Source organism: Pseudomonas zhanjiangensis (assembly GCF_041027545.1).
GTDB lineage: Bacteria > Pseudomonadota > Gammaproteobacteria > Pseudomonadales > Pseudomonadaceae > Aquipseudomonas > Aquipseudomonas zhanjiangensis.
On record NZ_JBFTEG010000008.1, the window covers coordinates 71487 to 86182 of the forward strand.

Annotated in this window: 16 protein-coding genes, 1 other RNA gene and 1 pseudogene; 10 read left to right on the forward strand and 8 right to left on the reverse strand. The window is 62.1% G+C overall.

Translation table 11 applies throughout. The features are described 5' to 3' along the window. Position 1 precedes the first annotated feature (1 nt). The 4 genes from AB5S05_RS11665 to AB5S05_RS11680 are packed head-to-tail and all read left to right on the forward strand — an operon-like array spanning position 2 to position 4444. Positions 2-1438, forward strand: a complete 1437-nt coding sequence (locus AB5S05_RS11665) for a TadA family conjugal transfer-associated ATPase (protein WP_369287695.1) — start codon at positions 2-4, stop codon at positions 1436-1438. Further along, positions 1435-2421: a type II secretion system F family protein gene (locus AB5S05_RS11670; RefSeq protein ID WP_369287696.1), complete on the forward strand. Its 987-nt coding sequence runs from the start codon at positions 1435-1437 to the stop codon at positions 2419-2421. Before AB5S05_RS11665 ends, AB5S05_RS11670 begins: the two co-directional genes overlap by 4 nt. A gap of 24 nt (positions 2422-2445) precedes the next feature. Then, entirely contained in the window at positions 2446-3414 is a 969-nt protein-coding gene (locus tag AB5S05_RS11675) for a type II secretion system F family protein (protein WP_369287697.1), read from the forward strand. A gap of 1 nt (position 3415) precedes the next feature. Continuing rightward, positions 3416-4444 carry a tetratricopeptide repeat protein gene (locus tag AB5S05_RS11680; RefSeq protein WP_369287698.1) on the forward strand — a complete coding sequence of 343 codons (1029 nt, stop codon included), beginning with the start codon at positions 3416-3418 and terminating at the stop codon, positions 4442-4444. A gap of 163 nt (positions 4445-4607) precedes the next feature. Here AB5S05_RS11680 and AB5S05_RS11685 read toward each other — a convergent pair whose 3' ends face one another. Beyond that, on the reverse strand, positions 4608-4886 hold the full coding sequence (locus AB5S05_RS11685; RefSeq protein WP_369287699.1) for an HU family DNA-binding protein: 279 nt from the start codon (positions 4884-4886) through the stop codon (positions 4608-4610). 299 nt (positions 4887-5185) lie between these two features. On the opposite strand from AB5S05_RS11685, the gene ffs reads away from it, so the two are divergent. Next, positions 5186-5282, forward strand: an RNA gene (gene ffs / locus AB5S05_RS11690) — signal recognition particle sRNA small type. A 152-nt stretch (positions 5283-5434) separates the two neighbouring features. Here ffs and AB5S05_RS11695 read toward each other — a convergent pair. After that, positions 5435-5722, reverse strand: coding sequence for a DUF3509 domain-containing protein (locus AB5S05_RS11695; protein ID WP_369287700.1), 288 nt, complete (start codon positions 5720-5722; stop codon positions 5435-5437). Positions 5723-5792: 70 nt separating this feature from the next. After that, positions 5793-6014 (reverse strand): hypothetical protein, encoded by a 222-nt coding sequence (locus AB5S05_RS11700; RefSeq protein WP_369287809.1) that lies wholly within the window; start codon positions 6012-6014, stop codon positions 5793-5795. A 463-nt stretch (positions 6015-6477) separates the two neighbouring features. Here AB5S05_RS11700 and dnaX point away from each other — a divergent pair, with 463 nt between their 5' ends. The 3 genes from dnaX (at position 6478) to recR (ending at position 9738) form a co-directional block, all read left to right on the forward strand. Next, positions 6478-8532, forward strand: coding sequence for a DNA polymerase III subunit gamma/tau (gene dnaX, locus AB5S05_RS11705; protein WP_369287701.1), 2055 nt, complete (start codon positions 6478-6480; stop codon positions 8530-8532). Positions 8533-8551: 19 nt separating this feature from the next. Then, entirely contained in the window at positions 8552-8878 is a 327-nt protein-coding gene (locus tag AB5S05_RS11710; protein ID WP_016491885.1) for a YbaB/EbfC family nucleoid-associated protein, read from the forward strand. Between the two features lie 260 nt (positions 8879-9138). Then, positions 9139-9738, forward strand: coding sequence for a recombination mediator RecR (gene recR / locus AB5S05_RS11715; RefSeq protein ID WP_369287702.1), 600 nt, complete (start codon positions 9139-9141; stop codon positions 9736-9738). A gap of 3 nt (positions 9739-9741) precedes the next feature. Here recR and AB5S05_RS11720 read toward each other — a convergent pair whose 3' ends face one another. Both AB5S05_RS11720 and AB5S05_RS11725 read right to left on the reverse strand, forming a co-directional pair. Then, entirely contained in the window at positions 9742-10182 is a 441-nt protein-coding gene (locus AB5S05_RS11720; RefSeq protein WP_369287703.1) for a GNAT family N-acetyltransferase, read from the reverse strand. A 47-nt stretch (positions 10183-10229) separates the two neighbouring features. After that, complete coding sequence (locus tag AB5S05_RS11725; RefSeq protein WP_369287704.1) at positions 10230-10673, reverse strand: rhodanese-like domain-containing protein; 444 nt, start codon at positions 10671-10673, stop codon at positions 10230-10232. A 100-nt stretch (positions 10674-10773) separates the two neighbouring features. On the opposite strand from AB5S05_RS11725, the gene ftrA reads away from it, so the two are divergent. Both ftrA and AB5S05_RS11735 read left to right on the forward strand, forming a co-directional pair. Continuing rightward, positions 10774-11742, forward strand: a complete 969-nt coding sequence (gene ftrA / locus AB5S05_RS11730) for a transcriptional regulator FtrA (RefSeq protein ID WP_369287705.1) — start codon at positions 10774-10776, stop codon at positions 11740-11742. A 75-nt stretch (positions 11743-11817) separates the two neighbouring features. Beyond that, positions 11818-12966 (forward strand): acyl-CoA dehydrogenase family protein, encoded by a 1149-nt coding sequence (locus tag AB5S05_RS11735; protein WP_369287706.1) that lies wholly within the window; start codon positions 11818-11820, stop codon positions 12964-12966. A gap of 230 nt (positions 12967-13196) precedes the next feature. Here the strand turns inward: AB5S05_RS11735 and AB5S05_RS11740 are convergent, their stop codons facing one another. The 3 genes and pseudogenes from AB5S05_RS11740 to AB5S05_RS11750 all read right to left on the reverse strand — a co-directional run. Further along, positions 13197-13625: an organic hydroperoxide resistance protein gene (locus tag AB5S05_RS11740; RefSeq protein WP_369287707.1), complete on the reverse strand. Its 429-nt coding sequence runs from the start codon at positions 13623-13625 to the stop codon at positions 13197-13199. A 302-nt stretch (positions 13626-13927) separates the two neighbouring features. Continuing rightward, positions 13928-14380: a MarR family winged helix-turn-helix transcriptional regulator gene (locus AB5S05_RS11745; protein ID WP_369287708.1), complete on the reverse strand. Its 453-nt coding sequence runs from the start codon at positions 14378-14380 to the stop codon at positions 13928-13930. 107 nt (positions 14381-14487) lie between these two features. Next, positions 14488-14630, reverse strand: a pseudogene (locus AB5S05_RS11750) (NAD(P)-binding protein); the annotation flags it as partial. Positions 14631-14696: the final 66 nt, after the last annotated feature.

The following is a 14696-nucleotide window of genomic DNA, read 5'->3' on the forward strand; positions in this document are numbered from 1 at the left end:
CATGCTCAGTGAATTTCGCAATCGTTTGCGTCAACAACCGCTCAAGGCCGTGGAGGCCGCGCCTGCCAATCCGGCGGGCGAGATCGAGCCCAATCAGCAACGGATGGCCTGGGAGGACCTGGCGCCTTCCGAACTCTATGAAACCAAGAGTCATCTCAGTGCGGTGGAGACCGAGTGGCGGGAAAAGGTTTACCAGAAACTGCTCAAGGTCATGGATCTGTCTCTGCTGGATTCTCTGGAGCAGGCGGACGCGGTGCGGCAGATACGAGAGATCTGCCTGCGCCTGCTGGACGAGCACAACGCCCCGGTAAGCGTGACCAGTCGCCAGTTGATCATCAAGCAGATCACTGACGAGGTGCTTGGCCTTGGGCCATTGGAACCGCTGCTGGCCGACCATAGCGTGTCCGATATTCTGGTCAACGGGCACTCCTCTGTGTATGTCGAGCGTCATGGCAAATTGCAGCAAACCGACGTGCGCTTCCGTGATGACCAACATCTGCTCAATATCATCGATCGTATCGTCTCTAGTCTGGGGCGGCGAATCGACGAGTCCTCGCCTCTGGTTGACGCGCGATTGAAAGACGGCTCCCGGGTCAACGCCATCATTCCGCCTCTGGCCATCGATGGCCCGAGCGTATCGATCCGCCGCTTCGCGGTGGATTTGCTCAACAGCGAAAGCCTGGTGGAAATGGGCACATTGACCCCGACCATCGCGCTGATGCTCAAGGCGATCGTGCGGGGTCGATTGAATGTATTGATCTCCGGCGGTACGGGCAGCGGCAAGACCACCATGCTCAACGTGCTGTCCAGCTTCATTCCACATAGCGAGCGCATCGTCACCATCGAAGATTCGGCCGAGTTGCAATTGCAGCAACCGCATGTGGTGCGCCTGGAGACCCGCCCGTCGAACATCGAAGGTCGGGGCGAGGTCAGCCAGCGCGAGCTGGTGCGCAACAGTCTGCGCATGCGTCCGGATCGCATCGTAATTGGCGAGGTGCGTGGTGCCGAGGCGTTGGACATGCTGACGGCGATGAACACCGGCCACGATGGGTCGCTCACCACCATCCACGCCAATACCGCCCGCGATGCCTTGGGCAGGGTCGAGAACATGGTGTCGATGACTGGCGCCACCTTCCCGATCAAGGCCTTGCGTCAGCAGATCGCCTCGGCCATCGATGTGGTGATCCAGCTCGAACGCCAGGAAGACGGCAGACGGCGTTTGGTCAGCGTGCAGGAAATCAACGGCATGGAGGGCGAGATCATCACCATGACCGAGATATTCGCCTTCGTTCGTCGCGGTATGGGCGAGCACGGCGAAGTACTCGGCGATTACCGGCCGACTGGCATGGTCCCGGCCTTCCGTGACGTGATGGCCAAGCGCGGCATCGAGTTGCCGCTGAGCATGTTCAGGCCGGAATGGATGGAGGGGCAGTCATGAATCAGATTCCCAGCGAGTTCATCCTGGCGTTCCTTGGCATGGTGTTCGCCGCAGTTTTTCTCCTGAGTCAGGGGTTGGTGGTGCCTGTATTCGGTGAGGCAGGTAAGGTGCGCAAGCGTATTCGTGGCCGCCTCCACGTGCTTGAGCGTGCCAGCGACTTGCCGAATATGCAGACGGTGTTGCGGCAGAAATACCTCAAGCGCCTGTCGCCGCTGGAGGCCAGGCTGGAGCAGCTGCCGGCCATGGAAGCCCTGTCGCAGATGATCGAGCAGGCCGGCCATGACTACCGTGCCTACCGGGTGGTTCTGCTTGGACTGTGCCTGGGCGCGGCCGCCGGCATTGTGTTCTGGCTGATAATGCACATCTGGTGGCTGGCATTGCCGGTGGCGTTTGCGGTGTGTTGGCTGCCGGTGCTGAAGATCGCCAGAGACCGCGCCAAGCGCTTCGCCGAGTTCGAGGAGGGCTTGCCGGATGCGTTGGACGCGATTTGCCGGGCGTTGCGCGCCGGCCACCCGTTCAACGAGACACTGCAACTGGTAGCCGAGGAGCACAAGGGGCCGGTGGCTCACGAGTTTGGGTTGACCTTCGCCGATATCAACTACGGCAATGACGTGCGACGGGCCATGCTCGGTCTGCTGGAGAGGATGCCGAGCATGACGGTGATGATGCTGGTGACCTCGGTGCTGATTCACCGCGATACCGGCGGCAATCTGACCGAAGTGCTGGAGCGCCTGAGCAGCCTGATTCGTGGCCGCTTTCGCTTCCAGCGCAAGGTCAAGACGCTGTCGGCGGAAGGACGAATGTCGGCTTGGGTGCTGGTGGCCGTGCCTTTCGTACTGGCAGCGGCGATTGTGCTCTCGAGCCCGGCGTACCTGCCGTTGCTGCTCAAGGAGCCCTTGGGGCAAAAGCTGGCAATAGCTGCTTTCGTCGCCATGTTGTCGGGAATTTTCTGGATTCGGAAGATCATCCGCATTCAGGTTTAAAAGCAGGCAGTGGAGGTATATGTCATGGACTATCTACTGAGTTTGCTCAATCGAGTAGTAGGCAACGAGGAACTTGCGCGCTTGTTGTTCGTCGGCGCCATCGGCCTAAGCGCGGTACTCGCCGTGGTGACCCTGGCCATGTTGGTGGTGGGGTTGCAGGATCCAGTGCAGCGCCGCCTCACCCTGATCAAGCGCGGACAAGGCGGGCTGGCCGTAGGCCAGGAAGCGCCAAGCAATCTGCAACTGATGCTGGAGCAGGTAGGTCAGCGTTTCAGCGCCGGTGAGGAGGGGCAGGATTCGGCGACTCGGATGCTGCTGACCCATGCCGGTTACCGCTCACCGGCGGCGGTGCAGACCTATTGGGCGGTGCGCCTGTTGTCGCCGTTGGTGTTGGTGGGGCTGACCTTGCTGGTATTGCCACTGATCCCCAAAGTCTCTCTAGGCGTAGGTACCTTGTTGGTACTTGGCGCTGCCGGTGTTGGCTGGCTGGTACCGGGCATCTATGTTTCCAGACGCAAGGAGGCGCGCATGACCCGCCTGCTGGTTGGCTTTCCCGATGCCCTGGACCTGATGGTGGTGTGTGTGGAGTCAGGCTTGGCCCTGCCTCAGGCCATTGAGCGCGTAGCCGACGAAATGGCGGTGAGCCAGCCTGAACTTGCAGTAGAACTGGCCCTGGTCAATGCGGAAATCCGTGCCGGCATCACCAGCACCGAAGCGCTCAAACATCTCGCCGAGCGCACCGGGCTGGAGGATATTCGGGGTCTGGTCAGCCTGCTGTCGCAGAGCATCCGCTTTGGTACCAGTGTGGCCGACACCTTGCGCATCTACGCCGAGGAGTTCCGTGATCGGCGTACTCAGGCTGCCGAGGAAAAAGCTGCGAAAATCGGCACCAAGCTGGTATTCCCACTAATCTTGTGTCTGTGGCCGAGCTTTTTCCTGGTGGCCATCGGTCCCGCAATCGTTGGGGTGCTTAAAGTCTTCGGGAAGGTATGAGATGAAAAGGATCAGTCTGCCGCTGCTGGCCATGATGGCCGTGTTGTCAGGATGCCAGACCATGGGGCCGGAGCCTGAGCTCAATACCCGCTCGGTATATTCGGGTGACAATTCGCTGCTTTATCAGGTTCAGAAGCAAGCAAGTTCGCCCGATAAGGCCATGCAGATCGCCGCGATGGCGTACCAGGCCGGCGATCTGGATCAGGCGCTGTATCAGTATTTAAAGGCCATAGAGCTGGACCCGAAGCGTTACGAGGCATTGGTATGGATCGGCCGAATCCACCGCGAGCGCGGCAATGTTCAATTGGCCGAGATGGCCTTTGCCGATGTGCTGGCAAGTGAGCCAGAGAATCTCGATGCACTGGCAGAGATGGGGCTGCTGAGATTGGCCAAGCGTGATCACCAAGGGGCGCAGGCCTTATTGTTCAAGGTGATTGCATTGGATCAGCGGCGCCTGGGCAATGAAATCGGCGAAGGTACCCCGGACGTCGCCGCGCTCAAGGTGGACAGCCAGTCGCCACTCAAGGTGTATAACGGGCTGGGGGTGCTGGCGGATCTGAATAACGACTTCGCACTGTCGGAGGCCTATTACCATCTGGCCATGCAGATAGATCCGCGCTCAGTGTTGGTGCAGAACAGCCTGGGTTATTCCTATTACCTTGCCGGACAATGGCCGCAAGCCGAGCGCACCTACCAGCGTGGTATTGGCTACGACGCTGCGTACAAGCCGCTTTGGCGCAACTACGGATTGCTGCTGGCTCGCATGGAGCGCTACGAGGAGGCTCTTTCTGCTTTCGAGCAAATCGGCAAGCGTGCAGAGGCCAGCAATGATGTCGGCTACATATGCCTGGTTGAGGGCAAGCTGGATGCCGCCGAGCAGTTTTTCCGCAGTGCTATCGAGCAGTCCCCTGTGTATTACGCCACGGCCTGGGAGAACCTAAACCGAGTACAGCAGGTAAGGCGCATTCGTCGGATGGGCGGCGCTTCGGCCCCGACGGAGGCCGCTCCGCTGGCAGCGCCAGCCCAGTAGCTGGCAGATTGCAATGCGCGGGCCGGCTTGCGCGCACTTGAGGAGCGGCATTAGTTCCCAGACGGGTTGGATTTCGCCTCCGTCAATTGAGTCTTGGTCAAATGCAGTGAGTTAGTCGCGTAGCGGCATAACCCACTGCCTGGTAGCCGACTTCTCTTGGTTCTCAGTTGATTGCGTCGGCCAGTGCCTTGGCTGGCACATACTTGACGACCTTCTTGGCTGCGATCTGGATGCTTTGCCCAGTCTGCGGGTTGCGTCCCGTGCGGGCTGGCCGCTCACTGACCTTCAATTTACCAATGCCTGGCAAGGTGATTTCATCGCCATTTTCCAGGGCGTCGCTGACAATCTCACTGAGTTGTTCGAGCGCCGCTCGCACGGTGGCTTTCTGGGCGTCGATGGCTTCTGCGATGTCGCTGATCAATTGGTCTTTGGTCATGGCCATTGGTATAGCTCCTTGAAGTGTGGTGGCTCTTGAAAAGTCACCGCGCAGATTACTGGGATTTCTCCTTGCCGACACTGCTTCAGGACAAATTCAGGAAGCTTTGGTCGCTATTCTGACGCGCCTCCGGGCCGAGAGTGCAACCTTGGTCGAACCTATGGCCATGGGCGGCGAGGGCGATTCTCCATGCCGGCCCCGGTGGGGCCGGATGATTAGCATAAGTGTCTGAAACGGTTGTAACTTCAGGACAAGCCGGTACAATGGCGCGGCCTACCGCCTGGTGGGCAGCGTTATGGTGGCCCTGCCGGTCCCCCCGCAACGATCAGCCGTGAACCCGGTCAGGCCCGGAAGGGAGCAGCCGCAGCGGTGACATTGTGTGCCGGGGTGTGGCTGGTGGGGTCCACCTCCATCTCCCAGGCCCATTCGGGCGTTTCGTGTTTTATTTCGAGTTGCTTTTTTGGGTCGCCGTGCTTCAGATCGTTGCCTGGCGTATTTCTTCGTGCCCAGCAAAAAGCCCTGCTAGTGGCAGGGCTTCATGTGGGGCAATCGCTTCAGGCTTGGTGGTAGCTGAGCACGCTGTCCTGCTCTTTGAGTGCCTTGCGCATTTCCGCGGGAATGTTGCCGGAGCGCACAGCCAGCTCCAGGCGGATTTCCTCCAGGCTCTGCGCAAAAGCTGAGCTATCGCCCAGTTGATCGGCGTTGAGCACGCGGCTGTAGGCAATGGCATCCGCCTCGTCGAGCAGGGAAAAGACTATGCTTCCGTCCGGGCGTGGTGAGCTGAATGTGGCTCGCAAGGGGGCGAACAGCTGTTCGACGAGCTGCTGGTTGGTGTTGTCCATGACTGTGCTCCATCCTGAGGGTGACTGGGTAAGACTACAGGATTGCCGCCAAGTTCAACGCCCGGATCAATCAGGCTGTCAATGACTGGCGGGTGCGCAGGATGACCTGCTGTATCGACTCTCTGCCGTATTGGCCGGGATACAGACGCTGGCTATGCTGGGCGATCCCCGCGTGATTGACCAGGGTGAAACTGAAGCTGCCGTTGCGGGTTGCCAGAATGCGGCAGTCGAGCGGCGCAAATGCGCTGGATAGGATGCTAATGGCATCCTGAATCTGGTGTTGGCTATTCATTTTCTGGGTGTTTCCTAAAACGGGCGCATCATTGCGCTGAGTAGAGCTCCAAGGGTCGGCCTTGCGGGCAGACGATATTTTCCGATCGGAGCGACGTTGCACGCTGAAGTTTCGCCTTGGCGGAGCTTCAGCGGGTCGGTACTTCGGAGGCAGGCTTGAGTCGGCGCTGGCGCGAGACGGCCTGATCAGTCAGCAGGTTGGGTCGGGGTTTAGAGCCGTGCAGCATCGCCAGCAGGGCGGATGCGCTCTTTGTTGCCCGAAGTCCATCGAGGGGGCCGGAAGGCCTGTTTGACTTACAGCGTGGTACGAACGGCGGCAATGGTAACCGACCGATCAAGAAATAGCCAGCATGGCCTGGGGTTTCCTGCGTGCATGTTGGCGCCGGCGCTGCGCATCGGATGCAATTTGCCCCATGCTCCGTTAGGATTGGCTCACTTTAGCTTTTCTCTCGTGACGGGTTTCGATGAGTTATCAGGTTCTTGCACGCAAGTGGCGTCCGCGCTCCTTTCGCGAAATGGTCGGCCAGACCCATGTGCTCAAGGCGCTGATCAATGCCCTCGACAGCCAGCGTCTGCACCATGCTTATCTGTTCACCGGCACTCGTGGGGTAGGCAAGACCACTATTGCGCGGATCATCGCCAAGTGCCTGAACTGTGAAAGTGGCATCAGCTCAACGCCCTGCGGCGTCTGCTCTATCTGCAAGGAAATCGATGAAGGTCGCTTTGTCGACCTGATCGAAGTCGACGCTGCCAGCCGGACCAAGGTCGAGGACACCCGCGAACTGCTGGATAACGTGCAGTACTCACCGAGCCGCGGACGCTTCAAGGTTTACCTGATCGACGAAGTGCACATGCTGTCGTCGCACTCGTTCAACGCGTTGCTCAAGACCCTGGAAGAGCCGCCGCCACACGTCAAGTTCCTGCTGGCCACCACCGACCCGCAGAAGCTGCCGGTGACCATCCTGTCGCGCTGTCTGCAGTTCTCCCTGAAGAACATGCCGCCGGAGCGGGTGGTCGAGCACCTCATTCATGTCCTCACGGCAGAAAGCGTTCCCTTCGAGGAGGATGCGCTGTGGCTGCTCGGCCGCGCTGCCGATGGCTCAATGCGCGATGCCATGAGCCTGACCGATCAGGCGATTGCCTTCGGTGAGGGCAAGGTCTTGGCCGCAGATGTGCGCGCCATGCTTGGCACCCTGGATCATGGCCAGGTCTACGGGGTGCTGCACGCATTACTCGAGGGCGATGCACGCGGGCTTATCGACGCGGTGCGTCATCTGGCCGAGCAGGGCCCGGACTGGAACGGCGTCCTGGCGGAAATCCTCAATGTGCTGCACCGGGTGGCGATCGCTCAGGCGCTGCCGGATGCGGTGGACAATGGCCAGGGAGACCGTGAGCGGGTGCTGGCCCTGGCCCAGGCGTTGCCGGCCGAGGACGTACAGTTCTACTACCAGATGGGCTTGATCGGTCGTCGTGACCTGCCCCTGGCGCCGGACCCGCGTAGTGGTTTCGAGATGGTCCTGCTGCGCATGCTGGCGTTCCGGCCAGCGGACACGGGCGACGCGCCGAGGGTGGCGCTAAAGCCGCTAGGGATTAGCCAGGCCACTGCTGATCCCCGCACCAACCCAGTGGCCGGCGCCGCTGCCGTGACTGCGCCGGTTGTGATTGCCCCCAGCGTAACCCCGGAATCGGCTTCGGCGCCGGCCATGAACTGCGAACCTGAACCCGTGGCCGAAAACGCCACTGAGCCTGCCCTTGAGGTGCCGCTCAGCGCCCCGATTGCGGGGCCATCGGTCAGCGCAGCGCCTGTCGCGCCAGCGATGGCGGTAGAGGCGCAGGTGGTTAGCGATCTGCCGTGGGAAGAGCAAGTGCCGAAGGTCGAGGCGAGCGTGCCTGTCGCCGCCAAGGTGTCTGCAGATGCGCCAGCGGCCGAGGTGGCTCCAGCAGCGCCTGCGGAAGAATCGGCGGTGCCGGAAAACCTGCGGGCCGAGGCCGAAAGTGACGACGAGCCGCCGCCCGGCGATTACGATTATGTGGAGATGGACGCCGAGTCGTTCGATTACGATTTCGATGCGCTCGAGCCTGTGCCGCCCGCCGAGCCTGAGCCGCTGCCAGCGGCACGGCCGGCAACGGGCCTGGCCGCCGAGTGGCTGGAGCTGTTCCCCAAGCTTGGATTGTCCGGCATGACGGGCAGCATCGGCGCCAACTGCACGCTGATTTCGGTCGAGGGCGACAACTGGCTGTTGCATCTGGATCCGGGGCACAGCGCACTCTTCAATGCGACCCAGCAACGTCGCTTGAATGATGCCCTCAACCAGCATCACGGTCGCGAGCTGAAGGTGCAGATCGAGCTGCGTCAGCCGGAACAGGAAACACCCGCGCAGGCCGCAGCGCGCAAGCGTGCCAATCGCCAGCGAGAGGCTGAAGCGTCGATTCACAATGACCCGCTGGTGCAGCAGATGATTCAGCAGTTCGCCGCTGTTATTCGGGCGGACAGCATTGAACCCGTGGATACCCCCTGAATTACCGAGGACTAGCACCATGATGAAAGGTGGCATGGCCGGCCTGATGAAGCAGGCCCAGCAGATGCAAGAAAAAATGCAGAAGATGCAGGAAGAGCTGGCAAACGCCGAGGTTACTGGCCAGTCCGGCGCGGGCCTGGTGAGCGTGGTAATGACGGGGCGCCATGACGTCAAGCGCGTGAGCCTGGATGACAGCCTGATGCAGGAAGACAAGGAAATCCTCGAAGACCTGATCGCCGCAGCCGTCAACGACGCGGTACGCAAGATCGAACAGAACAGCCAGGAGAAGATGTCCGGCATGACCGCAGGCATGCAGCTGCCGCCAGGCTTCAAGATGCCCTTCTGATCGGCGTCATGGCGCCCAGTTGGTGCACCTGACTGGGCGGCCGACGGACTCCAGATCCTCATGTGCACCAGCCGGGCCGTCCGGCGAGCGCATATGACGGCATTGCAGCAGGCACAGGCATCCTCATTTGCAGCCAGTAAACACCGGTGCCCATGTCTGCTGCGGCTTGTCCTGCAGGCGGTCTTACCATCCCTGGCTTAGGGGGTTGATCCCCCAGTCAAAAGCTTGCATAACGTTTCTGTTGCGAACGAGTATCTCCCATGAGCTTCAGCCCGCTGATTCGCCAACTGATCGACTCCTTGCGCGTCCTGCCGGGAGTGGGGCAGAAGACTGCCCAGCGCATGGCCCTGCAGTTGCTCGAGCGAGATCGCGGTGGCGCCCTGCGCCTGGCGCAGGCGCTGACCCAGGCGATGGAGGGGGTTGGCCACTGCAAGCAGTGCCGCACCCTGAGCGAGGACGAGGTCTGCCAGACCTGCCTGGACCCGCGCCGCGACGACAGCCTGCTGTGCGTGGTGGAAGGGCCGATGGATGTCTATGCGGTGGAGCAGACGGGTTATCGCGGTCGCTATTTCGTGCTCAAGGGCCACCTGTCGCCGCTCGATGGCCTGGGACCGGAGGCCATCGGTATTCCCGAGCTGCTGGCACGGGTCGAGGCGGGTAGCTTCAGCGAAGTCATTCTCGCCACCAACCCGACGGTGGAAGGGGAGGCTACGGCGCACTACATCGCTCAGCTATTGGCCAACAAGGGGCTGATCGCCTCGCGCATCGCCCATGGCATGCCGCTGGGCGGTGAACTGGAACTGGTCGACGGCGGCACCCTGGCTCACTCGATCGCCGGACGTCGACCCATCGTTCTCTAGCGTTTAGATGCAGCCTTCGGCCAGCCGGACCAGCGCCGCGCTATCCATCTGGTAGCCGATCCACTTGTCATCAGGGCGTCCGCCCAGGTGTCGGTAGAAGGTCTCGGCCGCCTGGTTGCCGGCCAGTACATCCCATTTCAAACGCCCGGCACCGCGCCCGGCACCCCAGCGTGCGACAGCCTGCATCAGACGCTGGCCAAGGCCTCTGCCGCGCCAACCCTGCTCGATATAGAGCTCCTTCAAGAGCAGGGTGGGGCGCAGGTCGTAGGTGAAGGGCACCTCCAGCACCACGGCGTAGCCGCGCAGGCTGGTATCCGCCACGGCGACGAAGACCTGGCATTGCGGGGCTGGGCCAAAGGCCCGTTGCAGCAGGGCCGATCGGTCGACGGTGAAATCCTGCAGATAGTCCTCAAACTCGGCCAGCGCGCGCATCAGTTCGAGCAAGGCCGGTACATCAGCGGGCCGCGCCGGACGCACCTGAACATCAGCCATCAGCATGCGCAGGCAATCCCCTGACCGTTCGGCTCGGTCGGGTTGCCGGCGCCGCTGATTAGGCTCAGGCCTTCGTCGAGCCAGCCGGTCACCCCACCAATCATCTCCTTCACGGCGAAACCCAGGCTGGCCAGGCGCACCGCCGCCTTGTGCACGCCGTTGCAGTGCGGGCCGGCGCAGTAGACGACGAACAGCGTATCGCGCGGGTAGCACGCCAGGCTTTCGGCGTTGATATGCCGCGCCGGGATGTTGATCGCCCCCGGCACATGGCCTGCGGCATAGGCTGCCTCGCCACGTACATCGACCAGCAGGTAATCGATGTCGCCGGCCTGCTGGCTGGCATGCACGTCGGAGCAGTCGGTTTCGAAACTCAGGCGGTTGCTGAAGTGCATCAAGGCCACGGCGGGCGAGGCGGCAGGGGTATGGCTGACGAGGCTGGGCATGGCAATCACTCCATCGGTTGTCGGGAATGGCGCCACTTTATCGGGGGCTTGGCCTGGGCTACAGTGGCGCGCAAGACAGCGACTGGTAGGTTTCCGCCAAATGCACGATGATCCCGGCCTGGTGGCCATCCTCGCCTATGACGGCCTCTGCACCTTCGAATTCGGTATCGCCGTGGAGATCTTCGGCCTGCCGCGGCCGGAGTTCGAGTTTCCCTGGTATCGCCACCAGATCGTCGGCCTGGATGCGGGGCCGATGCGGGCCATGGGCGGCGTCCAGGTGCTCGCCGATACCGGCCTGGAGGGGCTGGAGCAGGCCCGCACGGTGATCATTCCCGGTTGGCGCGATCGCGCCGAAGCGCCACCGCAGCCACTGCTCGACGCCTTGCGTGCAGCCCACGCGAGGGGCGCGCGCCTGCTATCGATCTGCTCCGGGGTGTTCGTCCTGGCGGCCACGGGCTTGCTCGACGGCCGTCGTGCGACCACCCATTGGCGCTACGCCGCCGAGTTGGCCGGGCGCTTTCCGGCGATCGAGGTCGATGCCCAGGTGCTCTACGTCGACGCCGGGCAGTTGATCAGCTCGGCCGGCAGTGCGGCCGGCATCGACGCCTGCCTGCACTTGGTCGCTCGGGACTGCGGCACCCAGGTTGCCAACAGCGTGGCGCGGCGCCTGGTGATGTCGCCGCAACGGGCCGGCGGTCAAGCCCAGTTCATTCCGACGCCGGTGGCGCAGGCGCCACGCCACGATCTCGCCAGCCTGATCGAATGGGTACGGCAGAACTTGGAGCAGCCGCTGGAGGTTGGTCAGTTGGCCAGGCGTGTGGCCATGAGTGAGCGTACTTTTCTGCGGCGTTTCAGTGAGGCCACCGGCATGGCGCCCAAGGCCTGGCTGCGCCACGAGCGCATGGCCCGGGCCCGCGAGTTGCTCGAGGGCAGCACGGCGAGCAGCGAGCGAATTGCCGAACTCTGCGGGTTCCGCTCGGTGGAAAGCTTTCGTGTGGCCTTCCGCAGTAGCGTTGGGGTGCCGCCTTCGGTGTACCGCGAGCGTTTCGGTACGGCGCATACGCCCTGATCGATGGCGAATGTCTCGTCTTGAATACCAAGCAAGCGCTCGGTAAGTTCTCTTGACTTGCCCAGGAGCCTTGCCATGTCTGTCTTCCAGGAATACTTCGATGCGTCCCATCAACTGGTGCGGGACTCGGTGCGGCGCTTCGTCGAGCGCGAGATCCTCCCGCATATCGACGGCTGGGAGGAGGCCGAGGGGTTTCCCCGCGAGCTTTACCTGAAGGCCGGTGCCGCCGGCGTGCTCGGGATCGGCTATCCGGAGGCGCTGGGCGGCAGCCATGAGGGTGACATCTTCGCCAAGGTGGCGGCCAGCGAGGAGCTGATGCGCTGCGGCTCCGGCGGCCTGGTGGCCGGGCTCGGCTCGCTGGATATCGGCTTGCCGCCGGTGCTCAAGTGGGCCAGGCCGGCATTGCGCGAGCGGGTGGTGCCGCAGGTACTGGCCGGCGAGAAGATCATGGCCCTGGCGGTGACCGAGCCATCCGGCGGCTCCGACGTGGCCAACCTGAAGACCCGTGCGGTGCGCGATGGCGACCACTACCGGGTGAGCGGCAGCAAGACTTTCATCACCAGTGGCGTGCGCGCCGATTACTACACGGTGGCGGTGCGTACCGGTGGCGCAGGGTTCGGCGGCGTCAGCCTGCTGCTGGTGGAGAAGGGCACGCCGGGGTTCAGCGTCGGGCGCCAGCTGAAGAAGATGGGCTGGTGGGCCTCGGACACGGCCGAGCTGTTCTTCGATGATTGCCGGGTGCCGGTGGAGAACCTGATCGGGGTGGAGAACGGCGGTTTTGCTTGCATCATGGCCAACTTCCAGAGCGAGCGCCTGGCCCTGGCGATCATGGCCAACATGACCGCGCAGCTGGCGCTGGAGGAGTCACTGCGCTGGGCGCGCGAGCGTGAGGCGTTCGGCAAGCCGATCGGCAAGTTCCAGGTGCTCAAGCACCGTCTGGCGGAGATGGCTACCCAGCTGGAGGTGTCGCGCGAATTCACCTACCGCCAGGCGGCGAAGATGGCCGCCGGCAAGAGCGTGATCAAGGAGATCTCGATGGCCAAGAATTTCGCCACCGACATTGCCGACAGGCTGACCTACGACGCGGTGCAGATCCTCGGCGGCATGGGCTATATGCGCGAGAGCCTGGTCGAACGGCTGTACCGCGACAACCGCATCCTCTCCATCGGCGGCGGCTCGCGGGAGATCATGAACGAAATTATCGCCAAGCAAATGGGCCTGTAGGGTGAATCAGGCTTCAGCGAACCGCCGTGCCCCTTGCAAGCCGGTAGGGTTAAGCACCGACAGCCACCCTAGGCCGGGCTTCTCTGGCATGCCAGGTGGTCGACGCCCCTGTTCATCGCAGCGCCTGTTGAATCCGCGAGCGCAGCAAGCGGCAGGGTTTGCTTGATGTTCATGATGCATGCCTGGTTAAGCGGGGCGCCAGATCGACGCCTCGCTGGGTTATCGACGGGTTAGTCGAGCAACGTCAGGGTGACATCGATGTTGCCGCGGGTAGCGTTGGAATAGGGGCAGACGATATGCGCGCGATCGATCAGTGTCTGCGCTTGTTCAGGCTCCAGGCCCGGCAGACTGATGCGCAGTTCGACCTCTATGCCGAAACCATTGGGAATCGCGCCGATTCCGACCACAGCCTCGATCGAGGCGTCAGCCGGAATCGCCAGCTTGTCGCGAGCGGCGACGAACTTCATCGCGCCGATAAAGCAGGCCGAGTAGCCGGCGGCGAACAGTTGTTCGGGGTTGGTGCCTGCACCGCCGGCGCCGCCAAGTGCTTTGGGTGTGCTCAGGGCGACGTCAAGTACGCCGTCGGAAGAGATGGCGCGGCCGTCGCGGCCGCCGGTGGCTTCTGCGTAGGCGCGGTAAGCAATGGTTTCGATCGACATGCTGGTATTCCTCTCTAAGTGCGTCTGGGTTGGTAGGTCGCTGTTGTTGCACAAGCCATCTGCGATGCCTGGCATTTAAGTTGTGAGCTAAAGAATGGAGCGCAAACAAAAAAGTGTGAGACGAAAGATATGGCGCAATAAGTTTGCGCGCAAGAGAGATTTTTGTTTTGTTTGCGATAAGCGCTGCCTTCTTTGGGCATAAGCACTGTGCTGAGGGCTTACGCGCAATAGCCGCGTAGTGCGTGATCGGGTAGTGGGAATATGGGGGGCTTGATGCTGGGCGGGGGGCTGTCGCCTGCCGATCAGAGCGCCTGTTGCAGGCTGTTGCGCAGGCCGATCAGTTCTTCTTTCAGGGCCTTGAGCGCTTCGGGTGTCTGCTGACTGGCATCTAGGATGCAGCGGGGGATGGCTTTGGCCCGCTCATGCAAGGCGCGGCCGTTGTCGGTCAGATGCAACTGGACCACGCGCTCGTCGGCGGTGCTGCGCACGCGCCTGAGCAGCCCTTCGGCCTCCAGACGCTTGAGCAGCGGGGTGAGCGAGCCAGGGTCGGTCAGCAGACGGTTGCTGATCTCGCCGACGGTAATACCGTCGCCTTCCCAGAGCACCAGCATCGCCAGGTACTGCGGATAGGTCAGGCCCAGTGCCTGCAACAGCGGCTTGTAGACCTTGGTCATCAACAGTGAGGTGGAATACAGGGCAAAGCACAGTTGGTTATCGAGGCGTAGTTCGGGGCAGCTGTCGTCTTGCGTGGCCATGGTGATCTCCGGCGGCGCATCGGTAATGGTGACAATTTATCGCGCCAACTACCGCGATGCCAATTGAATGAGTCAAGCGCGGCGCGCGCGGAACGAGGGAATCTTTCGACACCGGTTTGCCTTTCGAATATCAGGAAATCCTGTTCGCCTTCCTGCTGCAGGCGGATCGCCATGCCAAGGCCGGGGAAAAGCCGCTGCCGATGATTGCCACCTTGCAGTGCCGCTCGGCAGGAAACGCGGATGCAGGCATGGTCCAGGCTTCAGTCGTTTGTTTGCAATCTTCGGCGGTCGGGCACGCGGTGCCGTGTAGCCTATG

What these genes read in the sequence shown, in the direction of transcription:
- AB5S05_RS11665 (WP_369287695.1), top strand. Translation starts at nt 2, where the DNA reads ATGCTCAGTGAATTTCGCAATCGTTTGCGTCAACAACCGCTCAAGGCC.
- AB5S05_RS11670 (WP_369287696.1), top strand. Translation starts at nt 1,435, where the DNA reads ATGAATCAGATTCCCAGCGAGTTCATCCTGGCGTTCCTTGGCATGGTG.
- AB5S05_RS11675 (WP_369287697.1), top strand. Translation starts at nt 2,446, where the DNA reads ATGGACTATCTACTGAGTTTGCTCAATCGAGTAGTAGGCAACGAGGAA.
- AB5S05_RS11680 (WP_369287698.1), top strand. Translation starts at nt 3,416, where the DNA reads ATGAAAAGGATCAGTCTGCCGCTGCTGGCCATGATGGCCGTGTTGTCA.
- AB5S05_RS11685 (WP_369287699.1), bottom strand. Translation starts at nt 4,886, where the DNA reads ATGGCCATGACCAAAGACCAATTGATCAGCGACATCGCAGAAGCCATC.
- AB5S05_RS11695 (WP_369287700.1), bottom strand. Translation starts at nt 5,722, where the DNA reads ATGGACAACACCAACCAGCAGCTCGTCGAACAGCTGTTCGCCCCCTTG.
- AB5S05_RS11700 (WP_369287809.1), bottom strand. Translation starts at nt 6,014, where the DNA reads ATGAATAGCCAACACCAGATTCAGGATGCCATTAGCATCCTATCCAGC.
- dnaX (WP_369287701.1), top strand. Translation starts at nt 6,478, where the DNA reads ATGAGTTATCAGGTTCTTGCACGCAAGTGGCGTCCGCGCTCCTTTCGC.
- AB5S05_RS11710 (WP_016491885.1), top strand. Translation starts at nt 8,552, where the DNA reads ATGATGAAAGGTGGCATGGCCGGCCTGATGAAGCAGGCCCAGCAGATG.
- recR (WP_369287702.1), top strand. Translation starts at nt 9,139, where the DNA reads ATGAGCTTCAGCCCGCTGATTCGCCAACTGATCGACTCCTTGCGCGTC.
- AB5S05_RS11725 (WP_369287704.1), bottom strand. Translation starts at nt 10,673, where the DNA reads ATGCCCAGCCTCGTCAGCCATACCCCTGCCGCCTCGCCCGCCGTGGCC.
- ftrA (WP_369287705.1), top strand. Translation starts at nt 10,774, where the DNA reads ATGCACGATGATCCCGGCCTGGTGGCCATCCTCGCCTATGACGGCCTC.
- AB5S05_RS11735 (WP_369287706.1), top strand. Translation starts at nt 11,818, where the DNA reads ATGTCTGTCTTCCAGGAATACTTCGATGCGTCCCATCAACTGGTGCGG.
- AB5S05_RS11740 (WP_369287707.1), bottom strand. Translation starts at nt 13,625, where the DNA reads ATGTCGATCGAAACCATTGCTTACCGCGCCTACGCAGAAGCCACCGGC.
- AB5S05_RS11745 (WP_369287708.1), bottom strand. Translation starts at nt 14,380, where the DNA reads ATGGCCACGCAAGACGACAGCTGCCCCGAACTACGCCTCGATAACCAA.